Annotated in this window: 11 protein-coding genes and 1 pseudogene; 7 read left to right on the forward strand and 5 right to left on the reverse strand. The window is 45.3% G+C overall.

The features are described 5' to 3' along the window. Positions 1–194, forward strand: a pseudogene (locus H6G03_RS38515) (RNA-guided endonuclease TnpB family protein); the annotation flags it as partial. Here H6G03_RS38515 and H6G03_RS35105 read toward each other — a convergent pair. The 4 genes from H6G03_RS35105 to H6G03_RS35120 form a co-directional block, all read right to left on the reverse strand. Continuing rightward, on the reverse strand, positions 166–411 hold the full coding sequence (locus tag H6G03_RS35105) for a Coq4 family protein (protein WP_190475200.1): 246 nt from the start codon (positions 409–411) through the stop codon (positions 166–168). The pseudogene H6G03_RS38515 and the gene H6G03_RS35105 overlap by 29 nt on opposite strands. Positions 412–477: 66 nt before the next feature. Then, entirely contained in the window at positions 478–2,625 is a 2,148-nt protein-coding gene (locus H6G03_RS35110; RefSeq protein WP_190475202.1) for a WD40 repeat domain-containing protein, read from the reverse strand. Positions 2,626–2,734: 109 nt separating this feature from the next. Beyond that, on the reverse strand, positions 2,735–4,474 hold the full coding sequence (locus H6G03_RS35115; RefSeq protein WP_190475204.1) for an ABC transporter permease: 1,740 nt from the start codon (positions 4,472–4,474) through the stop codon (positions 2,735–2,737). 13 nt (positions 4,475–4,487) lie between these two features. Then, positions 4,488–5,822, reverse strand: a complete 1,335-nt coding sequence (locus H6G03_RS35120) for an ABC transporter ATP-binding protein (protein ID WP_190475206.1) — start codon at positions 5,820–5,822, stop codon at positions 4,488–4,490. Positions 5,823–5,994: 172 nt separating this feature from the next. On the opposite strand from H6G03_RS35120, the gene H6G03_RS39080 reads away from it, so the two are divergent. Further along, positions 5,995–6,117: a hypothetical protein gene (locus tag H6G03_RS39080; RefSeq protein WP_255512311.1), complete on the forward strand. Its 123-nt coding sequence runs from the start codon at positions 5,995–5,997 to the stop codon at positions 6,115–6,117. A 174-nt stretch (positions 6,118–6,291) separates the two neighbouring features. Here the strand turns inward: H6G03_RS39080 and crcB are convergent, their stop codons facing one another. Next, on the reverse strand, positions 6,292–6,690 hold the full coding sequence (gene crcB, locus H6G03_RS35125) for a fluoride efflux transporter CrcB (protein WP_190475208.1): 399 nt from the start codon (positions 6,688–6,690) through the stop codon (positions 6,292–6,294). A 338-nt stretch (positions 6,691–7,028) separates the two neighbouring features. Here crcB and H6G03_RS35130 point away from each other — a divergent pair, with 338 nt between their 5' ends. The 5 genes from H6G03_RS35130 to H6G03_RS35150 all read left to right on the forward strand — a co-directional run bounded on the left by H6G03_RS35130 (position 7,029) and on the right by H6G03_RS35150 (position 12,222). After that, on the forward strand, positions 7,029–7,889 hold the full coding sequence (locus H6G03_RS35130) for a zinc metalloprotease HtpX (RefSeq protein ID WP_190475210.1): 861 nt from the start codon (positions 7,029–7,031) through the stop codon (positions 7,887–7,889). A gap of 218 nt (positions 7,890–8,107) precedes the next feature. Next, on the forward strand, positions 8,108–8,734 hold the full coding sequence (locus H6G03_RS35135) for a hypothetical protein (RefSeq protein ID WP_190475212.1): 627 nt from the start codon (positions 8,108–8,110) through the stop codon (positions 8,732–8,734). Between the two features lie 276 nt (positions 8,735–9,010). Next, positions 9,011–10,798, forward strand: a complete 1,788-nt coding sequence (aspS, locus tag H6G03_RS35140) for an aspartate--tRNA ligase (protein WP_190475213.1) — start codon at positions 9,011–9,013, stop codon at positions 10,796–10,798. Positions 10,799–10,870: 72 nt separating this feature from the next. Beyond that, positions 10,871–11,593 (forward strand): Uma2 family endonuclease, encoded by a 723-nt coding sequence (locus tag H6G03_RS35145; RefSeq protein WP_190475216.1) that lies wholly within the window; start codon positions 10,871–10,873, stop codon positions 11,591–11,593. A 2-nt stretch (positions 11,594–11,595) separates the two neighbouring features. Next, a complete protein-coding gene (locus H6G03_RS35150; RefSeq protein WP_190475217.1) occupies positions 11,596–12,222 on the forward strand; it encodes a Uma2 family endonuclease in 627 nt (208 codons plus the stop codon). Positions 12,223–12,293 lie beyond the last annotated feature (71 nt).

A 12,293-nucleotide genomic window follows, 5' to 3' on the forward strand; every position in this document is an offset into this window, starting at 1 on the left:
TAAATGTGGATTGATTTTGGACAGGGATTGGAATGCGGCACTGATGATTCTAAAAGTAGCCTTGAGTACGGTAGGGCATACCGGAACTTGGATCGAAGATCCGAACGCTTCAGGAGATTTGGCCGCTACTTTGGCTGGAGTAATCCAGTCGCAAGCAAGCTGAGTCTATGAATGAAGAATCCCCGTCCCTTTAGGGCTCTTGAGTGTCAATAAAGCATCCATATATTGATGGGAAACTTCTACATTTTGCAATGCGGCTTTGAACAAATTTTTGCAAAGCAGTGCCAGCCAAAAACGCGAAGCAATAAGTTGAGCCACATAAAATGCCTCTAGCTCGATTTCTCCGGTAATATTTGTGTTACTGCCTGTGACAACGTGCCAGATATCGTGAGTTTCAGTTATATGCCACATCAAAAAAGAGCGATCGTCATTAGGTATATTGCTCGTTATAAATTATCCAAATTGATTTTAACTGAATTATTGGCGCTGCCAAATTTGAATCGTACCGTCTACACTCCCAGCCACAAGCATTTGACCGTTGGGACTGATGGCTGCGGATATGAGAGAACTAGCTGAATCTCCCCGAAGACTGCACAGATCGAAACCTGTTTCTAAATGCCAAATCTTGAGCGTACCATCTGCGCTGCTGCTGATGATATTTTCACCATCGGGACTGAAAATCACAGATGTAACTGCACCTGTATGACCGATGAGAGTGGAGATGCGATCGCGAGTGCCCAAATCCCATAATTTGATTGTTCGATCGGTACTGGCGCTGGCGAACAGAAGCCCATTGGGATGAAAAGCGATCGCGCCAATTGCACCTATATCCCCGCTCAAAGTGTGCAACAGCTGTCTGGTGTTCCAATGCCAAAATTTGATGTTTCCGTCCGCACCACCACTAGCAAGCAACTGTCCGTCCGGACTGAACGCGATCGCACTCACGGCTCCTAAATGACCTGTGAGAGTGTATATCTGTTTTCCCGTTGCCAAAGACATTACTTTGATCGTCTGGTCAAAACTGCCGCTAGCAAGGGTTTTGCCATCAGGTGCGATCGCCACAGAACGCACCGATCCGGAATGTTCCCTGAAAGTATCTATCCCTACTCCTGTTTCCGCATCCCATAACTTAACGGTAAGATCCGATCCGCCACTGGCAATAATTTCAGCTTTTTGATTGTGGGTATTCGTCGTATAAGAAGCGTAAGCAATGCTATAAACTACACCTGCTTTTTCCGAAATTATCCGGATTAATTCCCCAGTGTGCAAGTTCCAAATTTTAATTCTGCCATCAAAACTGGCACTGGCTATTTTTTCCCCATCCGAACTTATCGCCACAGCAGCTACCCAGTCCGTATGTGCTGTTAAAGTTTGCACACAACTCCAAATTTGTGGATCGGGTTGATTGATAAGTGCCGATATCGGTTGAGAAGGTTCGCTCTTGTTTTGCGCGGGCGGAATATTTTCTTCATCGGAAGTTTTGCCACCCTGGCTTTCTTCCTTAATTTGTTGTGCCAGTTGAAGAGCTAAGATTTCCTGCTTTAGTTCGTCCAGTTGGTTTTGCAACCAATAACAATCACTTTCCCAGCTTTGCGATCGCTCGCTTGTTCCTGCTAACTCTGTTTGGTTTTCCTGTTGAATATTTAAAATTTCCTCTTTTAGCTGATTGATTTGGTTTTGCAGTTCCAAATTACTGCTAGCTTCTGGAGATGTTTTTTCCTGTCGAATCGCTAAGATTTGTTGTTTTAGCTGGTTAACTTGATTTGGCAGTTCTAAATAAGCGCTGGCGTCTGGAGATGATTTGGCCAAAATCCGCGATATTTGTTGTTTTAGCTCATCGAGTTGACTTTGCACTTCCAAATAAGCGCTAGCTTCTGGAGATGTTTTTTCCTGTCGAATCGCCAAGATTTCTTGTTTTAGCTCATCGAGTTGACTTTGCACTTCCAAATAAGCGCTAGCTTCTGGAGATGATTTCTGCTGTCGAATCGCCAAGATTTCTTGTTTTAGCTCATCGAGTTGACTTTGCAGCCTATAAGACTCGTTTTCCGAAGTTAACCTTTCTTGCCTAGTTTGTTTTTCCAGTTGAGGTTCTTGTACTTGCGCTTTTAGTTCATCGAGCAGATTGGAAATAGCCGAGATGCTTTGAGAAAATTTTTCGATCGCCTGTTCTAAATTCTCTACCCTTGTGGAAAGCGAAGAATTGTTGAGGTATTGCACAACACTTCTCAGAGAGTCCTGCAAACTGGCATACTGTTCCCGCAGATCGGCGACATCTCGATAGATGGGATTGAGGTTAGTCCTTACAGATGAAGCCACAACCTGTTGCAATCGATCGGACTGCAAGGGAAGCAATTCTGGCGAAGAAGGTAAAGAACCAACTGAGGCGTAAAAAGATTCGATATCCCCGGCAATTTGTCGCTGAAAGCGGCTAATCGCAGCACTGGTACTCTGTTTGGTTTGGATCTCAGAGCGACGGCGAACGATCGAGTTCAGGATCGCCAAAACCGATAGCGGTATAGCCACGTAGACGATCTGTCCGCCGATCGCAGCTACGATTGTCCCAGCCACCGAGCCAGCCAGGAAAACATATTCCGCAATTTCTAACCGACGATAGTTGTTAACCATTCAACAGCTGTAACTCGTCCTTCCATCTGAATGATATCAGCCTCAGCACAGAGGTATCTTTACGAAGAGCAAGTTTTCCAATTCGATCGCACCAGCTACACCAAACTCGTCAAATCAGTAGCTGATATTTTTCCTGAGCCAATTTGTAAAGCGGACGCCACACTAAACGATTGGTCAGCACCACCAGCACAGACATTACCGTTGTAGCTGCTAGAAGTAAAGGAAAATTGCCCGTTGCGGTAGCTTGAGAAATTGTTTCCCCTAAGCCGATCGTCGTGACGACCTGACCCCGAAAATGTACATATTCGCTGACAATACTGGCATTCCACGCCCCACCCACAGCTGTAATAATGCCGGTAATCAGATAGGGAAAAATTCCTGGCAGAATTAAAGTGCGCCAGCGTTCCAGAATCGAAAGTTTGTACACAAACGCCGCTTCAAACAATTCTGCTGGGATAGCCTGAGCGCCAGCAATCACATTGAAAAGGATATACCACATGGTTCCCAACATCATGAGGGCGATCGAGCCGATTTGCAAACCGCCGCCTACATGGATAAGCGCCAGTAACAAAACTGGAAATAAAGCAGTTGCGGGTACTGAAGCCGCAATTTGCACAAGCGGTTGCAAGATTTGAGCGAGTCGGGGATTGCGTCCGATCGCTACTCCCACCGGCACAGTCCATACTAAAGATAAGGCTAAGGCGCAAATCACGCGCAAGGCAGTCAATACAGCGCCGACTATTACCTTTTGCCAATCAGCCAAAGTTAATACTCGCAGCAATAAAACTGCTTCCCAAGTTCCCCACAGGACGATTATGGCTGCACCGCTGACAAAAAGCCAATTCAGCCAACGGATCGGAGCGAAGCGACCGGGCGGATTTGCGGGTAAGTTGCTGACTGGAAATGCTCTCACCAAACCGCGATCGACTGCTGACTGCAATGGTTGCCAAAATCTTTCCGATATTATCCGCAAAGTTGGAGAACGACGCAGAAAGTCTAACACCGCCGATTGGGGAGCATTTGTAGCTTCAACTGTTTGAAATTTAAATTTTTCTGCCCAAGCAATTAATGGTCGCCACACAAAAAAATCAATTATTAAAATTATGCTAACTAGGACTGCTAAACCCCAGCCGATCGCCCAAAAGTTTCCCTCGCTAGCTGCTGTAGCCAAAAACGAGCCCAATCCCGGTAAGCGAAAATCTTTATCTTTGAGCGTAAAAGATTCTATGGCGATTAGAAAAAACCAGCCCCCAGCCACAGACATGACGCTGTTCCACACTAAACCTATCGCACCCGCCGGCAACTCCAAAGTCCAAAACCTTTGCCAGAGGTTGAGCCTATAAATGCGAGCCGCTTCTTTTAATTCTCGTGGAATACTACACAGAGATTGGTAAAAACTAAAGATCATGTTCCAAGCCATCCCTGTAAAAATTAGCAAAATTGCTGCTAATTCTACTCCTATTTGCTGACCTGGGAAAAGAGTAATTAGAGCCAGAACAACACCAGGTAGAAATGATAAAACCGGGATAGATTGCAAAATATCTAGCAAGGGTATTAAAATCAAAGCTGCTAGGGAGAAGCGATAGGCAATATAAGCATAAATAAGGGTAAAGCTGAGGGAGAGAAAGTAGGCAATTGCCATCCGAACAAGAGTTTGGGCTGTATATCCCGGTAAAACGCTGAGATCGGTGGAAATTTTTAAACTGGCATCGAAAGGGCCGGTGAATTGAGAGCCTGTTTTGACGATCGCTACAGCCATAACGAAAATCAACAGCAATAACAAGCCATCTTGCCAAGTCCATCCAATTCGGTTTAATGTCTGATTTGCAGGTGTGAGCGGTCTAGTCATAGCGATTTTAGATTTACTCCTGACTGGTTATTTCTGATTCTAAGAATATCTCTCCGGCTGGCTCGTTATAGATATATAATTCGGCGTAGCGACCCCAGTCAATAGCTGTCTTTAGTTGTTGTTGTGCTTCTTGGGTACTAAAATATTTTTCAAGAATATCTAATACCAGTTCTTCTGGAATGCGATGATTGCGTTTGGCTTGGAGAAAATTAGTAATTTGTTGCACTAAGCGAATGCGATCGAGCATTTGCGATCGCATTATTTGTTTGCGTTCGTCAATCCCACCAGCAATGAATTGTTGCCCCACGCTAGTGAGACTGATATCCCCTTCCGCGATCTGCACCATATCCATCAATTTCGCTGCTTCAACAATAGGTAGAATATCGTCAACTTCTAGGAGTAATTCTTGAGCTATACGGTACAAATCTTTAGAATTTTGGTCTTCTAATAGTTCTAGAAAACCAGCAATAGAACCAATTCGCACCGCTGGCAATGATTGATATTTTTGCGGTGGCGTAGATGATATTTTAGAAACGGTAGGCTCTGGTTCAACTGCTTCTGGCATCAAATCCGGATGAGTAATAATTTTATAAACCCGATCCACCAGAGATTGAAAACTGGGACTTTTGCGATCGCGATAATGAGGTAACTTAACTGGTAAATCGGCTCTTACTCTGCCAGGATTTCTGCCTAGAACTATAATTCGATCGGCAAGAATCACAGCTTCTTCAATACCGTGAGTTACTATTAAAATAGTCTGGGTGGGTATCCGGCGTTCTAACCACAAATCTAATAACTCAAATCGCAAGTTTTCGGCAGTCAAAACATCCAAAGCCGAAAACGGCTCATCCATACATAACAGTTCCGGTTCAACCGCTAAAGCTCTGGCAAAACCTACTCGTTGGCGCATTCCTCCTGAAAGCTCTTTCGGGTAAGCATTTTCAAACCCATCCAAACCGATAACGTCAATCATTCGCAAAGCTTTTTCTCGCCGACGATCGGGTAGTTCGCCCTTCGCCTTCAAGCCCAATTCTACATTTTCTAACACTGTTAACCAGGGATAGAGAGCAAAACTTTGAAATACAATTGCCACACCTGGATTTAAGCCAACTAGGGGACGATTGTGATAGAGTATTTTGCCTAGAGTGGGCGGAATAAGTCCGGCAATCATTCGCATTAAAGTTGATTTTCCCGAACCGGATGGCCCCAACAAAGCCACAATTTCACCAGTACGCAAATCGAAATTGATATTTTCCAGGATAGTAATTTCTTGACCGTTGGGTTGCTGATAGGATTTTTTGACGCTTTCTAGGGAAATGAGTAAATCAGTTGTTGTTTTGACGACCATAATTTTACCTACACTTTAAATAGTTTTTTTCTTGTTTTTGGTTGGGTCTGCATCCAGCTACCGCGTTTAACTATGCCACAGATTTAGCTCGTAATTAACAAATAAAAATTAAAAACAGTTTAAACGAAGTTGGGGCGCGATGAAGATCCGAAGGATTCCTATATTTTGCAGAGTGGTTAATCTATCCTTAACCATTTCTCGCACAAAAGGCAGAAATTCTGCGATCGCTCGCGTTACCGTCGCCCCAGCGAATCCCCGTCAGCGATCGAGTTCGATTACTCCCTTCCCGCCGTAAGATTATCGATCGCAAGTTACCTGTTGTTCTTTTCTCCCCCACTCTCCCGCTCCCCCACTCCCCCCAAAGCATACATATTCTTTGAGCGAGAAGGGAGTAATGCCGCGTCCAGGGGCTGGCGATCCCACAGATCTGATTCTATATCGTCAATTGTTACCCAATCATAGCAACTGCCTATTTCCCCAATCGGGCTAAAATAATTCCCAGCTGGACGCTGATAATTCCCAATATTGCACTGCCTGCCCAGTAAAGACCTGCTGCCAAATAAGTGCGCTCGCGCAGTAAGTTCATGGTATCTAAGCCGTAGGTGGAAAAGGTAGTATAAGCGCCTAAAAATCCGGTTGTTATCAACAAACGCACTTCTGGAGAAATAGTTGCTACCCGTTCTAATGCCAAGGTGGCAAAGAAACCCATCGCCAAACAACCGGTAATGTTGATAAAAAATGTCCCGTAGGGAAATCCCGTGCCGAAGCGTTGCGCGAACCACAATGTTATGTAATAACGACACAACGCACCTGCGATCGCACCCAAACTAATCGCTATGGGAACCCGAATGTTAGGATCTTGTAACATTTGCCAACCTTTGCCAAAATTTTGAGTTAAAAGACTGGTTTTCTGCCCAATACCCTGCTACCTCTCGATAGTTGGGCTTAACCAAATCTGGTATTGAGGACAGCAACTAGCGATTTTATCAACCAGATTGGTGCGTTAAACCGTACCTCTGAGTGGGCGTTCGCCGTCATCGCACTCGATCTGGGTTGGGTAGAATGAAACAAAATATCACAAAAAGTCATTGCGTAGATAGATATCTAATAGATTTCTCCCACAATTCTTGTGGGGCAGGCATCCTGCCTGCCTTTGAGATTTTTGTCTGGAGATATCTAAATGAATGTAACTGGGAGCAGTAACGTATGAATCAATTTAAAACAGTTGCTTTATTGGGTTTGTTAAGCGCTCTGTTAATTACGATCGGCTACTGGCTAATCGGTGGCTGGACTGGTGCGTTTATAGGGATGGCACTAGCAGCTGTCACTAATCTGGGGTCTTGGTATTTCTCCGATCGAATCGCGTTAGCTGCCTATGGAGCCCAGCCGATTAGCTACGAGCAAGCACCCAATTTGTATCAAATGGTGCAAAAACTGTGCGATCGCGCTGGTTTACCTATGCCAGGAGTATACATTGTTTCCAGTCCAGCAGCTAATGCCTTTGCCACAGGACGAGACCCAGAACACGCAGCTGTCGCTGTTACGGAAGGCATTCTCAATATTTTGCCCGATGACGAATTAGAAGCAGTTATTGCCCACGAACTCAGCCATATTTACAATCGCGACACTTTAACTCAAGCAGTTTCCGCCACAATTGCCGGTGCGATCTCCTTTATTGCTCAAATGGTGAGCTACAGTATGTGGTTTTCCGGCGGGCGAGACGATCGCGATGGCCCCAATCCCTTGGGGATGTTACTAACTGTAATTCTCGCGCCGATCGCAGCTACTGTAATTCAGTTGGGTATCTCTCGCACAAGAGAATTTTCTGCTGATGCCGGTGCAGCCAAACTAACTGGAAATCCTCGCGCTTTAGCCCGTGCATTACAACGTTTGGAAGCGGGTGCTAGGCAGATGCCGATCGAAGGCAACCCCGCTTTTGAACCGCTTTTAATTATCAATTCCTTCTCTGGTGAATTTTTGGGTAATTTGTTTTCGACTCACCCATCTACAGAGGCACGCATTCAGGCTTTACTGAAACTCGAACAACAACTGCCAAGCAGATATTAAGTATCTTCCCACCAGTAGAAAGAGTGGGGGAGTGGGGGAGTGGGGGAGTGGGAGAGCGGGGGAGGAAAGCTGATAGATTACTTTTATGCCGTTGCACTGATAACTCACAACTAACAACTAACAACTGACAACGCACAACTGATAACTCACAACTAACAACTAACAACTGACAACGCACAACTAACAACTGACAACTGACAACAAATTAGGAGAAAAAAATGACCGAACCTACTGTTCCTACAGAATCGGTAATTGTAGAAGTTAAATCCGAAACAACTGAGATTGTGCAAGTCAATCCCGAAACAACAGACCTGGTAAAAAAGGAAATGCCTAACGCGACTGAAGAGGTAATCAACGAAACAGCAGCCTTATTTGAAGCCATTAAAAAGCGGGTGCAATTAGAAATCCAGGCGGCTGGCGAACTTACCCAGGAAGCTTACATGAATGCTGTGCGTCAAACACAGGAATCGCTCGCAGAAAATCAGGCGATCGCCAAAGAGAGAATTGACGAAGCAGTTCGCCTAGTTCAGCAAGAAGCTGAGAGAAATTGGCTGCTCATTGATGCGATTAAAACTCGCGCTCAAGCAGAGATTCAATCTGCTGGCGAAGTTACTCGCGAAAATTATCTCAAGGCTGTGCGTCAAGCAAGAGAAGCCGTCGAACAAAATCAGTCGATCGAAAAGGAGCGAATTGAGCAAGCAGTTCAGGAAATTCAGAAGCAAGCTGAAAAGAACTGGCAGGTGATTGTTAGCGAAATGGAATCTATTGGTGTGCGTTTGGCAGATGCTGCTAAATCTGCCTGGAACGCTTTGATGGCTCATCTGTCAAAGTCCGATAACAAGTAAGCCTTCTGCACGATGGTCAATGTCTTTTTGTAGGGTGGGCAGTGCCCACCCTACTTTATGTATTATTTTATAATACAATAGCTTTATGCACCTAAAATTCTTGAAAAACTGGTATCCCTAATGCTGTATTACGCAAGGGCGCTCAATGCTGCATAATGGGAAAGCTTTCTAATACTGTCGGGAGACTTGAGGATACGCCTTGCTCCAAGCTCCTAGATTCTTAGACAGCATCTTTCGATCGTCCATACTTTGTGCCAGAATTCTGAATTAACAGCTATGCGAACCCATTATTGCGGCCAAATCCGAAGCTCCCATGTGGGAGAGACTGTCACCCTTTGCGGTTGGGTAGACCGTCGCCGCGATCACGGGGGCGTGATTTTCTTGGATTTGCGCGATCGCACCGGCATTGTCCAAATTGTCAGCGACCCTCAGCGCACCGCCAGCTCCTACGAACAAGCTGATAAACTACGTAACGAATATGTAGTCAAGATCGTCGGTCGAGTAACACCACGCCCACAAGAATCTCTCAATCCCAAATTGCCTACTGGCGAGATTGAAATTTACGCTTTGGAAATTGAATTGCTCAATCAGGTACATAAGCAATTGCCTTTCCAAGTTTCCACCACAGAAATGGAGACGGTGCGGGAAGAGTTGCGACTGAAATATCGATATTTGGATTTGCGACGCGATCGCATGACCGCAAATCTGCAACTCCGCCACAACGTCGTCAAAGCAATCCGTCGCTTTCTAGAAGACGAGAAAAACTTCATCGAAATTGAAACGCCTATCCTCACTCGCGCCACACCAGAAGGCGCACGGGATTATCTCGTACCCAGCCGCGTCAATCCGGGCGAATGGTTTGCTCTACCACAATCGCCGCAATTATTCAAGCAGTTATTGATGGTTTCTGGGTTCGATCGCTACTATCAGATTGCCCGTTGTTTCCGGGATGAAGACTTACGCGCCGACAGACAACCAGAATTCACTCAATTAGATATGGAAATGAGTTTCATGTCTGTTGAAGAAATCCTCAATCTCAATGAAGAATTAGTTTGTCATGTTTTCCAAAAAGTGAAAGGAATTGAGTTACCTCGACCTTTCCCGCGTCTGACTTACGCCGAAGCGATGGAACGTTACGGATGCGATAAACCCGACACGCGCTACGACTTAGAATTGGTCAATGTTTCCGATCTGTTTAAAGATTCTGGATTCAAAGTGTTTTCAGGTGCTGTTGCATCTGGAGGCATTGTTAAAGTATTACCCATTCCCGGCGGCAATGATGCTATCTCCAATGTGCGGATCAAACCGGGTGGCGATTTATTCAAAGAAGCTGCCGAAGCAGGTGCAAAAGGTTTGGCTTATATCCGCGTCCGGGATAATGACGAAATTGATACAATTGGCGCGATCAAAGATAACCTGACGGCAGCACAAAAACAGGAATTGCTGACTCGTACCGGTGCCAAACCCGGACATCTTTTGTTATTTGCAGCCGATACGATACCAGTTGTCAATAAGACCCTCGATAGATTGCGCCAAGTTATTGCACAGCAGTTGGAATTGATTGACCAAAACAAAATTAACTTGCTTTGGGTAACAGATTTTCCTATGTTTGAATGGAATGCCGAAGAAAAGCGTTTAGAAGCGCTGCATCACCCATTCACCGCACCTCATCCCGACGATTTGCACGACCTGAAAACCGCGAGAGCGCAAGCTTATGACTTGGTATTTAACGGTGTAGAACTTGGCGGAGGCAGTCGGCGGATTTATCAGCGCGAAGTTCAGGAACAAGTGTTTGAAACTATTGGTTTGTCTCAAGAAGAAGCGCGGAATAAATTTGGCTTTTTGTTAGAGGCATTTGAATATGGCACGCCGCCGCACGGTGGGATCGCCTACGGTTTAGACCGATGGGTGATGCTGTTAGCTGGTGAAGAGTCGATTCGGGATGTAATGGCATTTCCGAAGACGCAACAAGCGCGGTGCTTGCTCACAGGTGCGCCATCTGGTGTGGATGAGAAACAGTTGAAGGAATTGCAAGTGCGATCGACTTATAAGCCAAAGGCTTAATTGCAGAAGTTATCATGGTAATTGGCGATAACTTATCGTCAATTACCAATTACCGATTAGCAGGAGGTCAGCATGACCGAAATAGCCACACCTGTAGATCTGTCTACTTCCTTACCAGATCATACACAATTGCCAGAATCGGATGGAAACTTCGTGAAAAACTTTCAAGAACCTCCGGAGGGAGATCTCTTAACAGATTGCATTACTCCCATTTTGCAGAAACGTCACCCCGACGGTCAGTATTGCATCGGTCGAGATTGTGGAATTTACTGGCGCATAACAGAACCGCCAGAAAGAGGAGCAGAAGCGCCGGATTGGTTTTACGTGCCAGATGTGCCACCAATGTTAAACGGAAGATATCGCCGTTCTTATGTTTTATGGCAAGAAATCGTCGCGCCGCTAATTGTGTTGGAATTTGTATCGGGAAATGGTTCGGAAGAAAGAAATAAAACTCCTTATGAAGGTAAGTTTTGGGTATATGAAAGAGCGATTCGCGTCCCATTTTATGGCATTTATGAAGGCTCGCTTGGAGCAGTGCAGGTATATCAATTAGTAAACGGAAACTATCAGTTAATACCAACTAACGAGCGAGGTCATTATCCTATTGAACCGCTGGGAGTAGAGATAGGAATTTGGCACGGTCAGTATCAGAATGTGGAATTTCCCTGGTTGCGTTGGTGGGATGCACAAGGCAATCTTTTGCTAACAGCAGAGGAACGTCTCGAACAGGAAAGACAACGCGCTGACAGATTGGCAGATCAGTTACGATCGTTAGGTGTTGAACCGGAGGTCTAGGTATGACTTCTATTTTTACCGCATCGCCGAATCTTGAATCGAGTTTACCAGACCACACACAGTTACCAGAGTCTGATGGTACATTTGTGAAAAATTTTCAGGAGCATCCCCAGAGTATTTTGCTAACCGATTCCATCACGCCTGTATTGCAGCAGTTGCATCCAGACGGTCAGTATTGTATAGGTCAAGATTGCGGAATTTACTGGCGTTTGACCGACCCACCGGAAAGAGGCGCTGAAGCACCTGATTGGTTTTACGTACCGAATGTACCGCCAACTTTAGACGGTCAAGTACGGCGTTCTTACGTTCTTTGGCAAGAATACATCGCACCTTCGATCGTACTGGAATTTGTCTCTGGAGATGGTTCCCAAGAACGAGATACAACTCGCATAACGGGAAAATTTTGGATTTACGAGCAGGTGATCCGTCCGCCTTTTTATGGCATTTATGAAGTCAGGCAAGCCAGGGTGGAAGTGTATCAACTTCTGGCAGGCAAATATTATTTATTACCTGCAAATGAGCGCGGCAGATTTCCCATTCCTCCTTTGGGTGTAGAGTTAGGAATTTGGCAGGGAAGATATCAAAATTTGGAATTACCGAAAACCGTGCGTGAAAGCCCCTGGCTTTAGACATGGGGATGAAACGCACCTGGCGATTTTAATCGCCGTCAAGTCCCTGGTTTCCACTTCTGATTCTCAAT

It is taken from the genome of Aerosakkonema funiforme FACHB-1375, assembly GCF_014696265.1.
Classification (GTDB): Bacteria; Cyanobacteriota; Cyanobacteriia; order Cyanobacteriales; family Aerosakkonemataceae; genus Aerosakkonema; species Aerosakkonema funiforme_A.